The organism is Serratia sp. Ag1, from assembly GCF_000743355.1.
In the GTDB taxonomy this organism is placed as follows: Bacteria; Pseudomonadota; Gammaproteobacteria; order Enterobacterales; family Enterobacteriaceae; genus Chania.
Map to the genome: position 1 here is coordinate 40,002 of NZ_JQEI01000042.1, position 19,728 is coordinate 59,729.

Annotated in this window: 19 protein-coding genes; 3 read left to right on the forward strand and 16 right to left on the reverse strand. The window is 52.0% G+C overall.

The genetic code is table 11. The features are described 5' to 3' along the window. Window positions 1-6: 6 nt before the first annotated feature. The 3 genes from IV04_RS21335 to IV04_RS21345 all read right to left on the reverse strand — a co-directional run bounded on the left by IV04_RS21335 (window position 7) and on the right by IV04_RS21345 (window position 1,998). Complete coding sequence (locus IV04_RS21335; RefSeq protein WP_037396451.1) at window positions 7-666, reverse strand: LuxR family transcriptional regulator; 660 nt, start codon at window positions 664-666, stop codon at window positions 7-9. Between the two features lie 313 nt (window positions 667-979). Beyond that, window positions 980-1,483, reverse strand: a complete 504-nt coding sequence (locus IV04_RS21340; protein WP_037396449.1) for a GNAT family N-acetyltransferase — start codon at window positions 1,481-1,483, stop codon at window positions 980-982. Continuing rightward, the gene (locus IV04_RS21345; protein ID WP_037396544.1) at window positions 1,477-1,998 is read right to left on the reverse strand and encodes an SCP2 domain-containing protein; all 522 of its coding nucleotides are present in this window, start codon (window positions 1,996-1,998) and stop codon (window positions 1,477-1,479) included. The genes IV04_RS21340 and IV04_RS21345 overlap by 7 nt, the downstream gene beginning before the upstream one ends. A gap of 265 nt (window positions 1,999-2,263) precedes the next feature. On the opposite strand from IV04_RS21345, the gene IV04_RS21350 reads away from it, so the two are divergent. Together IV04_RS21350 and IV04_RS21355 are read left to right on the forward strand one after the other, a co-directional pair. Next, window positions 2,264-3,259 (forward strand): peptidase U32 family protein, encoded by a 996-nt coding sequence (locus tag IV04_RS21350; protein WP_037396448.1) that lies wholly within the window; start codon window positions 2,264-2,266, stop codon window positions 3,257-3,259. A gap of 11 nt (window positions 3,260-3,270) precedes the next feature. Next, the gene (locus IV04_RS21355) at window positions 3,271-4,149 is read left to right on the forward strand and encodes a U32 family peptidase (RefSeq protein ID WP_037396447.1); all 879 of its coding nucleotides are present in this window, start codon (window positions 3,271-3,273) and stop codon (window positions 4,147-4,149) included. 39 nt (window positions 4,150-4,188) lie between these two features. On the opposite strand, the gene IV04_RS24810 is transcribed toward IV04_RS21355, so the two are convergent. The 6 genes from IV04_RS24810 to IV04_RS21385 form a co-directional block, all read right to left on the reverse strand. Further along, window positions 4,189-4,731 carry a fimbrial protein gene (locus tag IV04_RS24810; RefSeq protein WP_051916929.1) on the reverse strand — a complete coding sequence of 181 codons (543 nt, stop codon included), beginning with the start codon at window positions 4,729-4,731 and terminating at the stop codon, window positions 4,189-4,191. A gap of 13 nt (window positions 4,732-4,744) precedes the next feature. Next, window positions 4,745-5,860 (reverse strand): fimbrial protein, encoded by a 1,116-nt coding sequence (locus tag IV04_RS21365; RefSeq protein WP_161782108.1) that lies wholly within the window; start codon window positions 5,858-5,860, stop codon window positions 4,745-4,747. Window positions 5,861-5,888: 28 nt separating this feature from the next. After that, window positions 5,889-8,444: a fimbria/pilus outer membrane usher protein gene (locus IV04_RS21370; RefSeq protein ID WP_051916931.1), complete on the reverse strand. Its 2,556-nt coding sequence runs from the start codon at window positions 8,442-8,444 to the stop codon at window positions 5,889-5,891. A gap of 52 nt (window positions 8,445-8,496) precedes the next feature. Beyond that, window positions 8,497-9,222, reverse strand: coding sequence for a molecular chaperone (locus tag IV04_RS21375; protein WP_037396444.1), 726 nt, complete (start codon window positions 9,220-9,222; stop codon window positions 8,497-8,499). A 137-nt stretch (window positions 9,223-9,359) separates the two neighbouring features. Then, entirely contained in the window at window positions 9,360-9,932 is a 573-nt protein-coding gene (locus IV04_RS21380; RefSeq protein WP_051916932.1) for a fimbrial protein, read from the reverse strand. A 58-nt stretch (window positions 9,933-9,990) separates the two neighbouring features. Next, a complete protein-coding gene (locus IV04_RS21385) occupies window positions 9,991-10,485 on the reverse strand; it encodes a winged helix-turn-helix domain-containing protein (protein ID WP_051916933.1) in 495 nt (164 codons plus the stop codon). 709 nt (window positions 10,486-11,194) lie between these two features. Here IV04_RS21385 and IV04_RS21390 point away from each other — a divergent pair. Then, window positions 11,195-12,208: a luciferase-like monooxygenase gene (locus IV04_RS21390; protein ID WP_197062151.1), complete on the forward strand. Its 1,014-nt coding sequence runs from the start codon at window positions 11,195-11,197 to the stop codon at window positions 12,206-12,208. 71 nt (window positions 12,209-12,279) lie between these two features. On the opposite strand, the gene yedF is transcribed toward IV04_RS21390, so the two are convergent. From yedF to rpsO, 7 genes are all read right to left on the reverse strand, one after another. After that, window positions 12,280-12,519, reverse strand: a complete 240-nt coding sequence (gene yedF, locus IV04_RS21395) for a sulfurtransferase-like selenium metabolism protein YedF (protein WP_037396440.1) — start codon at window positions 12,517-12,519, stop codon at window positions 12,280-12,282. Further along, on the reverse strand, window positions 12,516-13,733 hold the full coding sequence (gene yedE / locus IV04_RS21400) for a selenium metabolism membrane protein YedE/FdhT (protein WP_037396438.1): 1,218 nt from the start codon (window positions 13,731-13,733) through the stop codon (window positions 12,516-12,518). The genes yedF and yedE overlap by 4 nt, the downstream gene beginning before the upstream one ends. Before the next feature lie 142 nt (window positions 13,734-13,875). Beyond that, complete coding sequence (locus IV04_RS21405) at window positions 13,876-15,792, reverse strand: DEAD/DEAH family ATP-dependent RNA helicase (protein WP_037396435.1); 1,917 nt, start codon at window positions 15,790-15,792, stop codon at window positions 13,876-13,878. Continuing rightward, window positions 15,782-15,862 carry a protein YrbN gene (yrbN, locus tag IV04_RS27150; RefSeq protein WP_152562932.1) on the reverse strand — a complete coding sequence of 27 codons (81 nt, stop codon included), beginning with the start codon at window positions 15,860-15,862 and terminating at the stop codon, window positions 15,782-15,784. The genes IV04_RS21405 and yrbN overlap by 11 nt, the downstream gene beginning before the upstream one ends. 117 nt (window positions 15,863-15,979) lie before the next feature. Then, window positions 15,980-16,864: a lipoprotein NlpI gene (gene nlpI, locus IV04_RS21410; RefSeq protein ID WP_037396433.1), complete on the reverse strand. Its 885-nt coding sequence runs from the start codon at window positions 16,862-16,864 to the stop codon at window positions 15,980-15,982. 128 nt (window positions 16,865-16,992) lie between these two features. Then, window positions 16,993-19,113 (reverse strand): polyribonucleotide nucleotidyltransferase, encoded by a 2,121-nt coding sequence (pnp, locus tag IV04_RS21415; RefSeq protein ID WP_037396430.1) that lies wholly within the window; start codon window positions 19,111-19,113, stop codon window positions 16,993-16,995. A gap of 242 nt (window positions 19,114-19,355) precedes the next feature. Further along, window positions 19,356-19,625, reverse strand: coding sequence for a 30S ribosomal protein S15 (gene rpsO, locus IV04_RS21420; RefSeq protein WP_010279698.1), 270 nt, complete (start codon window positions 19,623-19,625; stop codon window positions 19,356-19,358). Window positions 19,626-19,728: the final 103 nt, after the last annotated feature.

Below are 19,728 nucleotides of genomic sequence, written 5' to 3' on the forward strand. Positions count from 1 at the left end.
AATCAATCAGCCTTGGGCGATAAAACCGCTGGAAACCAGTTCAGTGCGGTTAACCACCGCCGTTTTGGCAAAGATATTACGCATATGTGTTTTCACCGTTGAGAGCGAAATCCCCAGCTTCAAGGCGATGCGCTTATTGCTCGCGCCGTCGCGCACCATATTGACGATCTCCTGCTCTTTGGCGGTAAGCAGCGGTGTTTCTGCATCGGGCAGCAGATCGCGCGTGGCCAGTTCGATCAAGGGCATAACCGCCCGCAACCGGCTGCGTTCAAGCTCGGTGAAAGGAGTGTCGCGGATCAGCGAAACGCCAGCGATAATCCGTTTGCGCTGGCGAATAAAAATCTCGGTCATATCGCGCATCTGATTCGGTAACATAAAGTCATGGTAGTAATGGCTGTTATCAGCGAATACTGCCGGGCCCATGCCCACCACGGTGACCTCCTGCTGGTGGAAATTGGCAGGCCGATGCGGATCCAACTGCTGAAAATGATCCAGATATTGCTGGTGGGTATTATCGGAAATACCGTGCAGGATATAGTGATCAGGCCTCAGAGTAGGATCGACCAAATAGAATACCGCCGCAGAAACCGGGATCAGGTGCGCGATAGTATTCAGACAGCTTGAGATAAAAGCGTCGTTACGCATGGGGGATGATGTGGCTGACATGTTTCATTTCCTCCCTTGATCGCTCGGAGTGTAGGGCTTGGCCTGTGCAATATGTGAACGCATTCAGCATAGTTGCAGCAAATAATTAACACAATAAAAACATATTAACAACGTGAGCCTCATTCCACAAAATGCATGAATAACAACATATCTATGGCATTTCACTCCGCTTTAATTTGCACAAAACAGCCATTTTGTTAATACATTAATAAATTTGATGTACCAAAAAAATCGAGTTGCTTGTAAACTGGCTGCGTGTTGTCACACCAACCTACCTACAAGCAACTCGAATTATTTTAGGTACCGCGTGATATTAAAACCGATTAAACGGAGCAGAATACTCCACCAGCCCACTTACCTCGTTCAGGGCACTTTCTGCCAGCGGGTAAACCTGAAACGCCGCTTCAGCCCCCGGCCAACGGCAGTGCAGATGGTACTGGGCGGCGGTTTTAAAACCAAAACGCCCGTAGTAGGCCGGATCGCCCAGCACAACAACGGCGGCATAGCTGAACTCGTTCAGCGCATCCAACCCTTCGTATACCAGCTTTTCACCCAGCCCCTGGCGGCGCAGGCTTGCGTCAACCGCTAATGGCGCCAGCCCAACCCACTGGCGATCAACACCCGCCACGTCAACCGGGCTGAAGGCCGCATAGCCAACCACACCGCCTTCATCGTCGGTGGCAACAATGCCCAGCGTCAGCAGGCCATCTTCACGCAGTTGCTGCACTAAATCGGCTTCATCATCACGCCCGAACGCCTTGCGCAGCAACGCATCAATGCCTGCCGCATCAACCGGAATCTCTACGCGGATCAGCATGGCTGTGGTACACGGGAGGATTGCACCGTGCCCTCCTGCAAACCCGCTTCAACAAAGGCCGCCAATTGCAACAGGCCAACGCGCAACGGCGCAGGCATGGCATCCAGATCGATGGCGTCCATCAAGTTTTTTACATACAGACCCAATTCAGTGTCCCCTTCAATCTGTAGCCGACGCTGGAAAAACAGCGTATCAGGATCTTGCTTGCGCGCGGCGATCAAGATCAGATCGTTGGCGTCGCCGCTGAAGCTGACATCGGCTTCAGCCTGCTGGCTCACCACCAACCTGCCGTTTTCAACCGTCATAAACCAGTGCAGCGCCAGATCGCGCACTTCGATTTTCAGCCAACGCGACTCGAGAAACGCCAAATCACCGTCCGCCAATGCCTGACGAAACTGCCAGCCCAGCACCTGTTCCAGAAGCTGGCGCTGCAGAGCAAACGGCGTGAATTTTAGCGGTACGCGCAGCAGCGACGGCCCCTGACGCACAATACGTGCCCGTAGTTTTTCCAACACTGTCATCCACTCCTTTTCACTCAGTTTGCGCCTATTTTGCCATATTGATGCGCTGCGGAACCGGCTTATATCAACAAATAGTGCATTTAACATTCGCCACTGCCTTCTATCAATACGCCAGAAACTGCCTCAAATCAAAGCCTGTTAGCGACAGGTTCACTAAAATTATCCCCCCGTTGACCCTATTGCCGGGCGGAAAACAGGCCGGCAACCACTACCACAGCGTATGCCTGGGCTGGCGTACCGCTGAATCAGGATTGAATCTATGGAGCTGCTATGCCCCGCCGGTAATCTGCCGGCCTTGAAAGCTGCGGTGGATAATGGCGCAGATGCCGTTTATATCGGCCTGAAAGACGATACCAACGCACGCCACTTCGCCGGGCTGAATTTTACCGAAAAAAAACTGCAGGAAGCCGCCGATTATGTCCATCGGCACGGGCGAAAACTGCATATTGCCATCAATACTTTCGCTCATCCCGATGGTTACGCCCGCTGGCAGCGCGCCGTGGATATGGCTGCGCAACTGGGAGCCGATGCGCTGATCCTGGCAGACTTGGCGATGCTGGAGTATGCCGCCCAGCGCTACCCGCAGCTTGAGCGCCACGTTTCAGTACAGGCTTCGGCCACCAATGAAGAAGCTATCCGTTTTTATCAGCGCCATTTCGATGTCGCGCGTGTGGTGCTGCCAAGGGTGCTGTCGATGCACCAGGTCAAACAGCTTTCACGCACCAGCCCGGTGCCGCTGGAGGTATTCGCGTTTGGCAGCCTGTGCATCATGGCCGAAGGGCGCTGTTATCTTTCGTCCTATCTGACCGGCGAGTCCCCCAATACCGTCGGAGCCTGTTCGCCCGCACGCTTTGTGCGCTGGCAGCAAACGCCGCAGGGGATGGAATCACGCCTGAACAACGTGCTGATCGACCGTTATCAGGACGGTGAAAACGCCGGTTATCCGACGCTGTGTAAAGGCCGTTACCAAGTGGATGACGTGCTTTATCACCCGCTGGAAGAACCCACCAGCCTGAATACGCTGGAGCTGTTACCGGAACTGCTGGCTGCCAATATCGCCTCGGTGAAGATCGAAGGCCGCCAGCGCAGCCCGGCGTATGTCAGCCAGGTGGCGCGCGTATGGCGTCAGGCCATTGATCGCTGCCTGGCCAATCCGGCCACCTATCAGGCCGATCCTGCCTGGATGGATACGCTCGGCGCAATGTCCGAAGGCACCCAAACCACGCTCGGTGCCTATCACCGCAAATGGCAGTAGCAGGAGAAACCATGAAATATGCATTAGGCCCGGTGCTCTACTACTGGCCAAAAAACGATGTGGAGGCGTTTTATCAGCAGGCCTCCAAAAGCAGCGCCGATATTATCTATCTTGGTGAAAGCGTCTGTACCAAACGGCGCGAAATGAAAGTCGGTGACTGGCTGACGCTGGCGCAGGAGATTGCTAAATCCGGCAAACAGGTGGTGATCTCAACCCTGGCGTTGCTGCAAGCGCCTTCAGAACTGAATGAGTTGAAACGTTATGTGGATAACGGTGAGTTCCTGATCGAGGCCAACGATCTCGGCACGGTTAATCTGGCCGCCGAACGCGGGTTGCCGTTTGTCGCCGGGCATGCCCTGAATTGCTACAATGCCTACACGCTGCGCCTGTTGCATAAGCAGGGAATGACGCGCTGGTGCATGCCGGTAGAGCTTTCTCGCGACTGGCTGGTGAACTTGCTGAACCAATGCGAAGAGCTGAAGTTCCGCCAGCAATTTGAGGTGGAAGTGCTGAGTTACGGCCATCTGCCGCTGGCTTACTCCGCACGTTGCTTTACCGCCCGCTCAGAAAACCGTGGTAAGGACGAATGCGAAACCTGTTGCATCAAATATCCACAAGGGCGGGTAGTTAACTCGCAGGAGAACCAGCAGGTCTTTGTGCTGAACGGTATTCAAACGATGAGCGGTTACTGTTACAACCTGGGTAATGAGTTAGCCGGAATGCACGGGCTGGTGGATATTGTCCGCCTGTCACCGCAAGGCGAAGAGACTCTGACGATGCTCGATCGCTTCCGCGCCAACCAGCAAGGAACCCAGCCCCTAACGCTGGCTGACCGCGCAGAATGCAACGGTTACTGGCGGCGCGTGGCCGGGCTGGAACTGGTGCCATAATTCCTGGCGGTGGGGAGAACAGTGCCTCCCCACCCTCCATCAATCGTATGAGATATTAAACTGTACCGCGCTCTTCACTTTACCGGGAGTCGCCAGCCCGGTAGCGTAATACTCATATTCAATATCACACTGGCTCTGGTTATTGACGATAACCGCACAATCGACCCGTGGACTGGTGCGCAGATCTAATGGCGTGTCCTTCATCAACAGCCTGATCTCCACATTCTCGGCCTCATTACTCAGGGTATTGATCAGATTACCGGTGTTCGCACTGACGGTCGCCCCGTTATTCAACGTGATATAAGGGGTATACCCGTTAGTACAGCGTGCCCCACCAATATGGATGCTGCCCTGTGCCCGGCCATGGGTCATACCTGGGCTGTTCAGGTTGCCCATGAACACCTGCGGCAGCACCCAGTCGTAGGTTTTCTGCTCTTGCCCTGGGACGCTGTCGAAATAACAGGTGGCGAGCTTGATGGAGCCCGTCACATTCAGCACACCAGTGGAAGACGCCTGCACACCCGCGCCATAACAGACCAGTGCCAGCAGGGAGAGGTTTCTCAACGTACTCACTATATGCATTTCACGCTCCCGATCACTGATAGGTGATCATAAACTCGATTTGAGCATCAGCCTTGCCCGCCCGGATCGGGGTCGCAGTCTGAATATACGTGGCCTTAACCCCTAAGTTGTAATCACTGCCGCGATCCTCAAGGAAGGTTATATAATCGGCCAGATCGATATCCTGATTGAATTTAGCTAACTGATAGTTGCCGTTTTCCTGCTTAAAGCTCAACTGTACGCCAACCCCTTCAGCGGCATCGCCGCCTGCCACATTCAGCTTCGAGATCCCCTGTTCGGCATTTTCGAACCCATTGCGTGGCGTCAGCTTGATGCTGATGACGTTCGGCTTGAATACGCTATAAGAGGTTCTGCCATAGAAAGCCGGGCAACCCGAGAGGACAATCTGAGTTTCAGCGCTGCCGGCGGTGCTGCCAACGCCATTGAATTCATCCGGATAGTGTTCACCCAGCGGCAGGTAATAGTTACTGCCCACGTTGCAGGTGGCCGGAATGACCGTCAGGCTGCCGCTGATCGACGTTTTCTGGTAGACAAAATTCTCGCCATTGCCATTCAGTGACGTCTCAAAACTGGGCAAATCACTTCGGCTAATCGTGCCGCTGCCAACGCTGCTGGCGGTTTTGATAAATTCAATGTTAAAGCTGACCGAGGCATCACTCTGGCTGGTGAAGCTGAAAACGCTGCTGCTGCTATTTGATAAATAACCTGTGAGGCTGCCTGGGATCAGCAGGCGTGCGCTGCCGCCGTCGGGCGTGCCCTGCCACAACGCTACCCCAATGCCTGGGATATTGGTATTGAACACGAACGGAAACGTGGGGTCACTGTAGCTGGATTGACCATAAGGCGTGCTGGTAAAAGAACTCACCAGGTCATAAATACCCGCCTGGCAAAATAGTTTGGCACCGTTACCGCTGGTTTGGATACGCTGGGAATAGATGACGCTACCGACCGGCAAATCTTCCCCCACGGTCACCGAGCCACCGATAGTCAAACGGGTGTCGAGTGGGGAAAAAATGGCAGAAGTACTGTCCCAATCACAACCAGGGGTCACCGCTAGCGCGCTTTGTGCATATAAGCCTGCACAGAGTATCAACGATACCGCCACTCTTGACGCGATTATTGTTTTCATCTGTTTTCTCATTAATCTTGGCGCTCGGTTATTGGCAGATACCCTGAATCACAGGTTTGCTTTCGTCAGGTGAGAATGCGGGTAACGAATAATGGATACTGCAATGTTCCGTCTGCTCATCTCCCCATCTGACCTGCAAGATCCCTGACTGAGCCAGATCGTGCGCCACCACCAGGCTCGCCTGCCCGACAATACCGATGGCATTGTTCTGCGCATCATAAACATTGGCGGCAAAAGGCAGTGGCTTGCCATCTGGGCGCTTCGCCTTGATGTAGGTCACTACACTGTGCTTGGTTTCATAATCGAGCAACACCAACGCACCAGCGCGAGGAACCGCAGTACTTTTGCTGGACAGCAACTCAACGTCCTGCGACGTGCCTTTAGGGTCAATATCCACCTGATTAAAGTAGTAAGGGCGCAGATAAGGCACTATCGCATAACCAAAGCGATCGACCTCCACGCCGGATGCACTGGTAACCTGTGCGCCTTTGGCACCAGGAGCACGTACCAGGCCGCTGGTTTCCCCCAGTGTTTGCCCCAGCGTAATCCCCCCCCGGTGAACCACAATCGCGCCATCAATATTGGACGACAACTGCCGGTTGCCTTGACCATAGCTGTAGCTGGCACCCATATTCGCTTGTGGAGCGCGATAGCCCACACCGCTGTTAAAGAAGTTACCATTCGATGCGGTATCGCGGCTGGTACTGACGACATAGTTGAACTGGTTCTGCTCGCCCGCATTCCCCGATAGGCCAATCAGGCCATTACTGCCCTTACTGTCGGTGGTTCCGGTCATATTCAGCGTAGGCGCGTGGGTACTTGCCCCTAACGGCAACGAGAGGCTTAGCGAATATTGGGTTTCACGCCGATCCAGCGTGTCGCCCTGTACCCCTGAGAACTGTCCGCTCAAGGTGCGGTTGATCGAGAGGGTGTAGCTGAGGTTCTGCCAGAAATTGCTGTAGCCGATTTGCATACTCTGCTGTGAACCATTCTGGTTCCAGTAAGTAATATGGTTACCGGTGGCATACAGGCTGCCCCAATGCTCGCCCAGCGGCTGGCTCACAGAAAGCGTAAACATGCTGCGCTGCCGCCCATAGCCTTCAATATCTTCATTACGCAGAGCCAGATCGCGCAATTGCACCGCGTCGTTCAAGTTCAGGAAGCCATCGGTTGAGTAGCGATATGCCATCACCGAGAAACTGGTTTGCGTTTCCGCATAAACCTGGCTGAACCCGACACGATAACTTTGCCCTGAACGCTGATCCTGTTCAGGCAAGCGGGCGATCGACTGGGTGATGTCCAAAGAAAGTGCACCGATTGGCGTGTTCAGCGCTCCCCCCATCAAAGCGGAGAAATAACTCTCACTACCGACGACGCCGGTATACCCCGTCACCAGATTATTCAGGCCAAGCTGATACGTCAGGCTGCCAAAGTCGGGTTTATCAACCAACCCGGAAGTATTGATCTTACCGGCGGCCATCTCGTAACGGCTCACGCCGGGCCGCAGCATCTGTGTCACTGACGCATAAGGCACAGCAAAGGATCGGATCAGGCCATTAGCTTCCTCAATCCGTACCGTCAGTTCACCGCCATAGCTGGTGGGATAGAGGTCGTTAATCTCAAACGGCCCTGGGGAAACGGTGGTGGTGTAGATGGTGAATCCATTCTGCACGATGGTCACTCTGGCGTTGGTATTGGCAACACCACGCACCACGGGCGCATAGCCGCGCAGGGAATCCGGTAGCATACGATCGTCGGAATAAATCCTGACACCGCGAAAACGGATCCCGTCAAACAACTCACCGCTGGTGAACGCATCGCCGATAATCAATTGCGACTTAATCGCAGGAATATCACGGCCAACATAGGTAGAGTTACTCTTGTAACCGCCACTGCCACCGTCTGAAACCCAGTTGACGGAGCCATTATTACGCACGCGCCAAGCGCCCACGTTCAACCCATTACGCAACCCAAGATAGCCATAAGTGTTAGTATTTTCCCGCTGCTTGGATTGGTAGACGTTGGCGTTATAGTTAACCATCAGGGCGGTCAAGCCATCTTCCCACAGTTTGGGGCTGACATAACCGCGTGGCGTTTTATTCAGCAACAATTGTGGTATCGATACCGTCAGCTTTTGCTCGCCGGAATCAAAACTGGCTGAAGCGCCGGGCAGGATGTCGCTGAGCGAGCCGCAATACCCTTCAGCCTCTAACCGACTCAGTTGCTGCGGTGGCTTTTGCTCAAGCAGCATCTTTTCGCTCAGATTAAGCAGAGAAAAGAAACTGCCGCTGTAGCACGGCGTAGTGGCATATTGACTGCCAGACTGGGCTTTAAAACGGATCTCTTCGTTGCCGATAGGTTGTCCATTGAGCTCAATTGACGCGTTGTAAACGCCAGGAACCACGATATTACCGCGGCTGAACTGGGCGGGATCGAATTTCCCGGCCTTGCCACCGGGGAAGAAGCTGGGATCAAATTTTACTTCTTCCGGCGCTTCTGCAGCGTAGGCAGACGAGGCCGAAATCATGGCATAAGACAAGAGCCATTTCAGTCCCGTTTTTTTTGCTGGTTTATGCGTAGTCATAGCATCCTTGACGACTCAGATAAGCCAATAATTCTGAAAAAACTGACGAACGCTAACGAGTTAGCGGGTATGTTTTTTCAACAAAAGCGCCATAGTCAGTGATCGCATCAGCCGTTATGGTGTTTGGCAACCCACCAGTGGCGTTATTAGTGCGTTTGACCTGAAAAGCCTGTTCAGAGAAGGGGGCAATCATGCCACCATCGCTCCCCGCCACCACGGCTTTCCCTGTGCCCACGACCCGCACAGAGGCATAACTGATGTAATAAGGGGTCGGGTTTTTACCGATGAGCTGATCCCCTTGCAGACGCCAACTGACCTTTCCCATGGTTTCTGGAGACAGGCTTTTCAACGCTGCCGGGCGGTAAAACACTTTCAGGCGATTGCGATAGGCGATAGAGAGGTAATTACTGTCACCTTTAGACTGGGGAGGCACTTCCAGCACGTTAATCCAGTAAAGCGTTTCACGATCGGTGGCCTGATTTTTCGTCGGCGTCGCACTGATACGCAGCGTTTGCGCTTTGGTGGATTCAATGCGTGAAACCGGTGGCATCACGGTAAAAGGAACCTCACTGTCCTCAGGAGAGGAGTTGGCATCTCCACTATCAATCCAGGATTGTACCAATAGAGGAACCTTGCTTTTATTTTCCAGCTTCAGCGTCACTTCTTTTTCATTGGAGGGATAAACCACGCGAGTGCCAGAAATAACAATACCTGCATGCAGGCATGAGGAAAATAACCCGGCGACCAGCACCAATGATGACAACCAATATCTTTCCATGAAGAATCTAACCGCCTTGTAAGTATATCCCCAATGCCCTTCGAACCGCAGGCCATAGGCTGCAGTTTGAAAGGCCAGGGTATAGCGTTATTAAACAGGGCCCTGTTTGAGCAGGCCCCTGTCACTACTCTGCTATATTATTGGTAAACAATACTGTATTTAACTGTAGAGGCTACCGGGCCTGAAGTTGCCGGGCCATTCACTGCAATATACTGACCAAAGTACGAGTACTCTGCCGTATGATTCGCGATGGTTTTCGGCGCATAGTTATTGTTGCCAGAGAACAAATTGATTGGGCTGTTAGTCTCTCCATTCAGGATTTGCACCTGAACGTTTTGAGCCGGGTTAGATGCCGCAGGTGCGGTATTCTTCAGCCAGCCAGTAGTTCTGTCAATCGCTGGGCTAGTCGGTTCGAAATACACCTCAGCAATCTTCCCATTGGTGCAATTGGTATCAGTATCGCCACCCAGCGTTATTTTAAACGGTGTAGCGTTTGCAGTAGCGCCTGCAAAATTCAGCGCACCGACCTGAACCTGTTTCAAGTCGACATCAACGTTTACAGCACCATTTGGGGTCTGACCGTTGATCAGGCAAGTGGTATCAATAACTTCACCCGTGAAGTTAATGTTACCATCAATTGCAAAAGCAGAAGTCGCAGTCAGGCCACCCATGACACATGCAATCGTCATTAATAAAGCATTCTTTTTCATTTAAATCACTATCCTGTTAATTGTCCTTAAACACTCTGAAACCTTGGGCTCAGAGCCATTATTTCACTTTACAGTGAAATTCTGTCTCCCTATTAGACGCACCTAGAAAACTATATAAAGGCACAATCAATGCTCCTTGCAATGTATATCCCTTTCCGCGAGAGGCTTTAATAAAACCATCATCTATACCAATTGTTGCCAAACGCGTCTTCAGTTCACTCATCACCTGTGTCAACCTGGTTGAAGAGGATGACAGGTTATAGTTTTCCCACACATTAACCATTATCTCTTCATTCGAGATATAGCCAAAACTTGCATTTTCCAATAAATAAAGTAACAATCTCATCATCGTTTCACGCAACTTAAAATAATTACTAAAACGTTGGTCATCTTGATTACTATATTCTATAGTATTATATAACTTTATTACCGAGCTTGACTTTATATCAACCTGGAATTCATCGTTAACAACATAGCCAAAAAGCATCAATTTCTTTGTATCAAGCCGAACAATTGATTTTTCTGCTTCTCTTTTTTGGCTTGCGGTATCCATTATCACTCCATCACATTACTGCTGTAACCACTTAGATATTTTATTTTTTGGTTAGGAATCATTACCTATATATTATCGGCCCGGTCTATATTATGGGCTGGGATTATAATGTCAATTCATAAAGACAAAAAAAACAGCACGCAAAAGAGAATTAAAATCCAAAATTGGTCGTAAAAATAAATTAAATAGAATATAAAACCAAATAAATTAATTTTTTGGTTAAAAAAACCATTCATGCAGATAAATTAATGCATAAGCATGAAATTCTTTTTTTGTCATTTATTTGGAGAGGTCTATTGCTTTTTTTAGGTTAAAATCTCATTGACTAACATTAAAAAACACACTGCTTTCTTATATCACCACATTTCGGGTTTCCTGCATAACTTTCTTGCTTAATTTATCTCCGTATTTATTAACGGCGTGACTAGTCAGTACCGTGAATTATTTCGAGGAAATACAATAGACAACCAATTAATTCTGATGATGTGTATTAAATTATTAATTTCTTTCATTAATGCTTTCTTTAAACCCAATGACACACAAAGTATATGGCTATTTAGTCTTCATCAAGCACAGATATCCCCTTTTCCCATCGCAAATTAGATTATGCTTCAACAACCCGCAGATCCCTGCACTCGCCCTTTAAGCGAAAGCCATACGCCGCGCTCTGCAATAGCAAGAAACGGCGCTAAGTAAAATGGACGACGAGATGACTGAAAATACAAAGGTATTACTTTCCATACTGGATTTATCCCCGATTCCCCAAGGCGCTAAACCACGGGATGCATTCCATTCCTCACTGGATTTGGTGCAGCATGCCGAAAATTGGGGATATCAGCGTTATTGGCTGGCAGAACACCACAATATGCCTGGCATTGGCAGCGCGGCAACGTCAGTGCTGCTGGGTTACCTGGCAGCAGGCACGACTCGCATTCGCCTCGGTTCCGGTGGCGTGATGCTCCCCAACCATGCACCACTGGTGATTGCAGAACAATTCGGGACGCTGGAGTCACTCTATCCAGGCCGGATCGATCTGGGGCTTGGCCGTGCCCCGGGAACCGATCAACGTACCATGATGGCGTTACGCCGCCATCTCTCTGGTGACGTGGATAATTTCCCCCGCGATGTGCAGGAACTGCAACGCTACTTCGGTGACGTGCAGCCAGACCAGGCAGTGCAAGCTGTGCCGGGCCAGGGGCTGCATGTACCAATCTGGCTGTTGGGTTCCAGCCTGTACAGCGCACAACTGGCCGCACAACTCGGTCTGCCCTTTGCGTTTGCCTCCCACTTCGCGCCAGACATGCTGTTCCAGGCATTGAACCTGTACCGTGAAAATTTTGCTCCTTCTACACAATGCCAGCAGCCGCACGCTATGGTTTGCGTGAACGTGATTGCAGCCGACAGCGATCGTGATGCACGCTTCCTGTTTACCTCAATGCAGCAACAGTTCATCAATCTGCGCCGAGGTTCGCCAGGGCCGCTACCGCCACCGGTAGACAATATCCACGCTTTATGGACTGCAGGTGAGCAATATGGCGTTGATCAGGCACTGCGTATGTCAATTGTCGGCGGCGAAGATACGGTGCGCCAAGGGCTGCAAGCGCTGCTGCGTGCCACTGATGCCGATGAGATCATGGTGAACGGCCAGATCTTTGATCATCAGGCACGCTTGCGATCGTTTGAGATCGTCGCAGGTTTGAAAGGCGAGTTGGTGAAAGGGTGATTGGAATAGGGGATTGCTGACAAACGGGTTTTGTCAGCAATTGGTGGGCACCGTGATGGTGCCCGGTTCTATCAGCGTTGAATCAGGTAGCGAATCGTCGGGCCATCCTGCTGAATATCTAGCACCTGGTAACCATGATTACGAGCATCCAACGGGATGTTATTGATCGATTGCGGGCAATCACTGATCACTTCCAGTATTTCACCCGGCTTAAGCTGCGGCATCGCCTCCAGCGTGGCCACTGCCGGATAAGGGCAAGGTTCACCCACCATATCCAGACGATAATCCGGCACGATCTCTGCCTGTTTCATGATGCACTCCTCTTTAAGTCAGCAGCCTGCGCAGCAGATTTTGCGCGGAAAAAACGCTTTTCCCACCACAGCATGGCGGCAAAAGCCAATGCCAACAGCAGATAAGTAACCAGCAATCCGCCGATCGGGCCGAAGGTATCCAATAAGTTAATTTTATCGTAATCGGTGGCAAGCGCCGGAGCCAGATCGTCCCAGTAATAAGCCAGCAAGGTTGCTCCAATGATATTACCCAAGCCAACCCACCAGTAGTGGATCTGCCCTTCTACCGCGCGGTACATCCAACCGGTTTCACAGCCACCGGCCAACACAATGCCAAAACCAAACAGCAAGCCGCCAATTACCGCATTCGGCCCCGCCCACATGATTTTTGGCGCAACCCCCAATTGCACATAGCTGAAGATACCTATCGCGCTCACTGCCATGCCAAGAATAATCGCTTTAGCCATATGAGTGCGGCCAGTGATCCACAGATCGCGGAACGCCGAGGTGAAGCAGATCTGCGCTCGTTCAATCAGCAAACCGAAGCCAATACCAAATAACATAGCGATGCCGAGCTTCGGCGCATCAAACAAAGTCCATAATGACCAAACCACACTCAGGCAAAAAATCACCATCCCTAAACGAAAACGGCGGCGTGCTTGCGTTGGTTTCTGCGTTAACGGTGCAGCAGCATTCACTTTTTGCAGTTTTACAGGGATGCGGAACAGCGGTAACAGAGTGAATTTGGCCCCAAAATAAGAACCTGCTGCCGTCGCCAGCGCAAAGAACCAAGCGTGCAAAGAAAACTGTGGGATCCCGGTGAAAAAGGCCGCCAGGTTACACCCCATCGCCAAGCGGGCGCCAAAACCGGCAATAATGCCGCCCAACAACGCCTGTACAATACGGATGCGATGCTGGGGCATGCGCAGCTTGAGGTTATTGGCCCACAGCGCGGCAGCCAGGCAACCGGCAAACATGCCGATAATCATCCGGCCATCGATACGCTCAAGTGGCGTTCCCTGTAGGCCAATCACTTTAAAATAACCCCACTGCTCAGGATGGAAGCCCAATCCCTGCAGCACATGACCGCCCCAGCGGGTGAACTCGCCAGTTACCGCCCAGAAAGTCCCCGTGATACCGAAGTAATAGGTAGAAAGGATCCCGGCAGCTATCACAGCCGGTAATGGTGCCCAAAAACGCACCAGATATTGAGATTTGAATTGCTGCCAGCTCATGGCATCTCCTGTACTTTACATCCGTAAGGTAAACCTTGCGGATGATACGCCATTTATTTCTTTTAACCGCTATTCAGGTATAAAAAAACCAGCCCGCAGGCTGGTTTCCAAAGTGATTAACCACGAACGGTTAAATCAGCAGTTATGCATCACCAAAGCGGCGACGTGCTGTAGCCGGTGCGGCATCGTCACGGCGCGGTGCTGGCTTGCGGCGTTCGCCACCGGCAGTATTACCGCCTTCACGACGCTCACCGAAAGAACGACGCGGAGCACCTGCCCCTTCACGGCGCTCGCCGTTGAATGAACGGCCACCACGACGCTCACCACCGTTACCGCCTGCAGGACGCTCACGGCGTTCATGCGGCTGTGCATCACCCAGCAACTGCATGTTCATCGGCTTGTTCAGAATGCGCGTGCGAGTAAAGTGATTCAGGATCTCGCCCGGCATGCCTTTTGGCAGCTCGATGGTGGAGTGGGAAGCAAACAGCTTGATGTTACCGATATAACGGCTGCTGATATCACCTTCGTTAGCGATAGCACCAACGATGTGACGAACTTCCACGCCATCATCCCGACCCACTTCAATGCGGTACAACTGCATTTCACCAACGTCACGACGCTCACGACGTGGGCGATCGCCACCGTCACGGCTATCTGAACGGGCATCACGACGACGATCGCCGCCGCGATCATCACGCTCGTTGAACTCACGGCGTTGACGCGGTTTGAACACCGGATCCGGTGGCAGGATCAGAGGACGCTCGCCCTGGGCCATTTTCAGCAAGGCTGCGGCCAAGGTTTCCATATCCAGCTCTTCTGCCGGTTGCAGCTTAGTCAGCAGCGCACGGTACATATCCAGATCACTGCTTTCCAGTTGCTGCTGCACTTTGGCTGCAAACTTGGCCAGACGGCGCTCACCCAGCAGTTCTGCGTTCGGCAGCTCAACTTCTGGAATGGTCAGCTTCATGGTGCGTTCAATGTTACGCAGCAGGCGGCGTTCACGGTTCTCCACGAACAGCAGCGCACGGCCAGCACGGCCAGCACGGCCTGTACGACCGATACGGTGAACGTAAGACTCTGAATCCATAGGGATGTCATAGTTGACAACCAGACTGATACGCTCAACGTCCAGCCCACGGGCCGCAACGTCGGTAGCGATCAGGATATCCAGGCGACCATCTTTCAGGCGCTCCAGAGTCTGCTCACGCAGGGCCTGGTTCATGTCACCGTTCAGAGCAGCGCTGTTGTAACCACTGCGCTCCAGCGCTTCGGCCACTTCCAGCGTCGCGTTTTTGGTACGCACGAAGATGATCGCAGCGTCAAAATCTTCTGATTCCAGGAAACGCACCAGCGCTTCGTTTTTACGCATGCCGTGCACAGTCCAATAGCTCTGGCTGATGTCTGGGCGGGTCGTCACGCTGGATTGAATACGAACTTCCTGCGGCTCTTTCATAAAGCGGCGGGTAATACGGCGAATCGCTTCCGGCATGGTAGCAGAGAACAGCGCGGTCTGATGTTCAGCCGGGATCTCTGCCATGATGGTTTCTACGTCTTCGATAAAGCCCATACGCAGCATTTCGTCGGCTTCGTCCAGCACCAAACCTTTCAGGCTGGAAAGGTTCAAAGTACCGCGCTTCAGGTGATCCAACAGACGGCCTGGGGTACCGACCACAATTTGTGGGCCTTGGCGCAGAGCGCGCAGTTGCACGTCATAACGCTGGCCACCGTACAGGGCCACCACGTTCACGCCATGCATGTGTTTAGAGAAATCGGTCATTGCTTCAGCAACCTGAACCGCCAGTTCGCGGGTCGGTGCCAGCACCAGGATTTGTGGCGCTTTCAGGGCTGCATCAAGATTGTGCAGCAGTGGCAACGAGAACGCCGCCGTTTTACCGCTACCGGTCTGCGCCATGCCCAGCACGTCGCGACCGTTCAACAGGTGAGGAATACACTCAGCCTGGATCGGTGATGGTTTTTCATAGCCCAAATCGGTCAGGGCAGAAATAATTGGAGCAGACAGCCCCAGGTCAGCAAAAGAGGTTTCAAACTCAGTAGTCATGTACACGTGCCTCATTAATAATGGCAGCCAGTCTACATAACTCGTCGAGAAAACTTTCAGTCATTTTCATTGAAAAGTGTGAACCGGCTCAAATTAGATTATAAAACAGACAAAAAAGCCCTCGCCCGCCAAGGCGATTACTTTGGTCAAAAAACCAATGTAATTCAGGCTGATAAATGTCCGTCAGCTATTGCTGGTCCGATTCCGATAGGTCGTCTTGTTCTTGGCTCAACATCGCCAATTCCAACAATGCATAGCGGTGCTCAACAAAGTTATGAACGTTGTTAGCTACCGTCAGTTTGAACAGCGCCGAAGCGGTGTCCTTGTCCCCCAGACTTAGGTAATGTTTACCTAAATAGAAGTCAGTTTCACTGAGATGCTCAGCGAGCGAAGTGTTATCCGTTGCATCTGCCTTGAGGCGTTCCATCAGCGATTTTTCGCTGATTTTGCCCAGGTAGAATTCGACAATATTCCATCCCCATTGCCCTCTGTTTGCCTTTTCATAACGCTGCTGGAGCGATATGGCGGCTTTCTTGGGATCGATTTCTCTTTCCACCAGATAAAGCCACAACGAACGGAAGGGATCATTTGGATCGTCTTGATAAAACGCCTGCAGATCATCCTGCGCCAACGGGAAGCGACCACCATAATACAGTGCGATGCCCCGGTTTAAACGCGCGTAATTGTAAGTTGGATCAAGCTCTAGTACAGAATCAAACGCTTCATAGGCAGCATCAAAATTGCCTGCCTGCGTAAAGTAAATGCCCAGGTAGTTGAAAACTTCCGGCATATCAGGACGTATCGCCAGCGCTTGCGAGAAATCATTGCGCGCTAGTGCACGTAGCCCGAGGCTATCATACAACACACCGCGCTCATATAAAAGCTGCGCGCGCTCATCGTCCGTCAGTGCCCGGCTGGCAAGTATTTGTTCCATGCGCGCCAGGATCACTTCCTGCTGCAGCGTTGGCTGCAACGGAATAGCCAAAACGTCGTCTTTACGCCAATCATGGTTGCTGCATCCTGCCAGCATGAGTGCTGTCGCAACATAACACCAGCGCAAGAAAGGCTTCATTTCCCACTCCCGAAGACAAACATTGGATGAACGTCCTGTCCTCCGCTTGCTAATACGTGGATATCCTACCCACGCGATAAGGACAGCTCCCAACCCCAGGGCGGGGAGCTGTAAAACTTCTGATACAGTTATTCTGCTTCAGGAGCTGGCGCAGCCGCCGTTTCTGGCGCTGTCGCTTCTTTGATACTCAGGCGCACACGGCCCTGACGATCAACTTCCAGCACCTTAACTGGCACTTCCTGGCCCATCTGCAGATAGTCGGTCACTTTCTCAACGCGCTTGTCAGCGATTTGAGAGATATGTACCAGACCTTCTTTACCGCCGCCAATGGCCACAAAAGCACCAAAATCAACGATACGGGTCACTTTACCCTGATACACGCGGCCAACTTCGATCTCAGCAGTGATCTCTTCGATGCGGCGAATCGCGTATTTCGCTTTCTCACCATCGGTAGCAGCAATTTTCACTGTACCATCATCTTCAATTTCAATGGTAGTGCCGGTCTCTTCGGTTAACGCACGGATGACCGAACCCCCTTTACCAATCACATCTTTGATCTTGTCTGGATTGATACGGATGGTGTGGATACGCGGTGCAAACTCAGAGATATCGCCACGCGGCGTGCTGATTGCCTGTTCCATAACGCCCAGAATGTGCAAACGCGCACCCTTGGCCTGGTTCAGAGCCACCTGCATGATTTCGCGGGTGATACCTTCAATTTTAATATCCATCTGCAGCGCGGTGATACCTGCACGGCTACCGGCAACTTTGAAATCCATGTCACCCAGGTGATCTTCGTCACCCAGAATGTCAGACAGCACGACAAAGTTGTCCTGCTCTTTCACCAAGCCCATCGCGATACCCGCAACCGCAGCTTTGATTGGCACACCAGCATCCATCAGCGCCAGAGAAGCACCACATACCGAAGCCATGGAAGAAGAACCGTTAGATTCAGTGATTTCAGATACCACACGCACGGTGTATGGGAAATCTTCTGGCTTAGGCATCATAGCCAATACGCCGCGTTTCGCCAGTCGACCGTGACCAATTTCACGACGCTTAGGTGAACCCACCATGCCGGTTTCACCGACAGAGTACGGAGGGAAGTTGTAGTGGAACAGGAAGGTATCGGTCTTCTCGCCCATCAGTTCATCGATGTTCTGAGCATCACGCGTCGTCCCCAGAGTGGCGGTCACCAGCGCCTGAGTTTCACCACGGGTAAACAGCGCTGAACCGTGAGTACGTGGCAATACGCCAGTACGCACGTCCAAACCACGGATCATGTCTTTTTCGCGGCCATCGATACGCGGCTCGCCACGCAGCACTCGGCTACGCACCACGTTTTTCTCAACGTTACCCAGGATGTCCTGAATCTCTGCGGCATCCAGCGTTTCATCTTGTGCCAGCAGAGTTTCTACTACGCTGTCTTTGATCGCATCAACCTGAGCATAACGCTCTTGCTTCTCGGTGATGTGATAAGCATCGCCCAGACGGCTTTCTGCCAACTCAGCCACGCGCGCGTGCAGCGCTTCATTGACTGGCGCAGGCTGCCAATCCCACTTCGGTTTGCCCGCTTCAGCAACCAGAGCGTTAATATTCTCGATAACGACCTGCTGTTGATCGTGGCCGAATACCACCGCACCCAGCATTTGATCTTCGCTCAGCACGTCGGCTTCAGATTCCACCATCAGCACGGCACCAGCAGTACCTGCAACAACCAGATCCAGACGGCTTACTTTCAGCTCATCGGTAGTTGGGTTCAGCACATACTGATCGTTGATGTAACCCACGCGTGCTGCACCGATTGGGCCATTGAACGGAATACCGGACAGGCTCAGGGCAGCAGAGGCACCGATCATCGCAACGATGTCCGGGTTAATCTGTGGATTAACAGAAACCACGGTGGCGATAACCTGCACTTCGTTCAGGAAGCTATCTGGGAACAGTGGGCGGATCGGGCGGTCAATCAGGCGAGAGGTCAGGGTTTCGCCTTCGCTCGGGCGGCCTTCACGACGGAAGAAGCTGCCTGGGATACGGCCAGCAGCGTAAGTACGCTCCTGATAGTTCACAGTCAGCGGGAAGAAGCTCTGGCCTGGTTTGGCTTTTTTCTGGCCTACAACGGTCACGAATACGGCGGTGTCATCCATGCTCACCATAACGGCGGCGGTGGCCTGACGTGCCATCATACCGGTTTCAAGAGTAACGGTATGCTGGCCATACTGGAATTTGCGAATGATCGGTGTCAGCAAAATTTAATCCTTAATTGACGGCGCGCAATCGTAATGACGACTCGACACGCCAGTGACTCAACTTGCCTTCACATTACATCCTCGCGACTAATGACAACCCTTATCTGCGCCTGAGATAAAGCCTCTCATTAGCCGCGCGAACCTCTGTAACGGAAGGACCTGATAATACATTAACCCAATTTACTTATTCTTCGTAGAAGAAAGGGGCCAAATTAGGCCCCTTTCTACTGAAACTTGCTCGATTAGCGGCGCAGACCCAGACGCTCGATCAGGCTGGTGTAACGTGCTACATCTTTACGCTTCAGGTAGTCCAGCAGCTTACGACGCTGAGAAACCATACGCAGCAGACCACGACGGCTGTGGTGATCTTTCTTGTGCTCTGAGAAGTGGCCTTGCAGATGGTTGATCTGCGCAGTCAACAGGGCAACCTGAACTTCGGTAGAACCGCTGTCGTTAGTACCACGACCAAAGTCAGCTACGATTTTAGCTTTAGCTTCAACACTTAGAGACATTGTCATACTCCAAATTATAGATAATAAATACAGGCGCCGATCTCTAATTCAGCAACCCAATGCATAAGCTGCGCCATTCTACTCCTATCCCCGCCATCCTTCA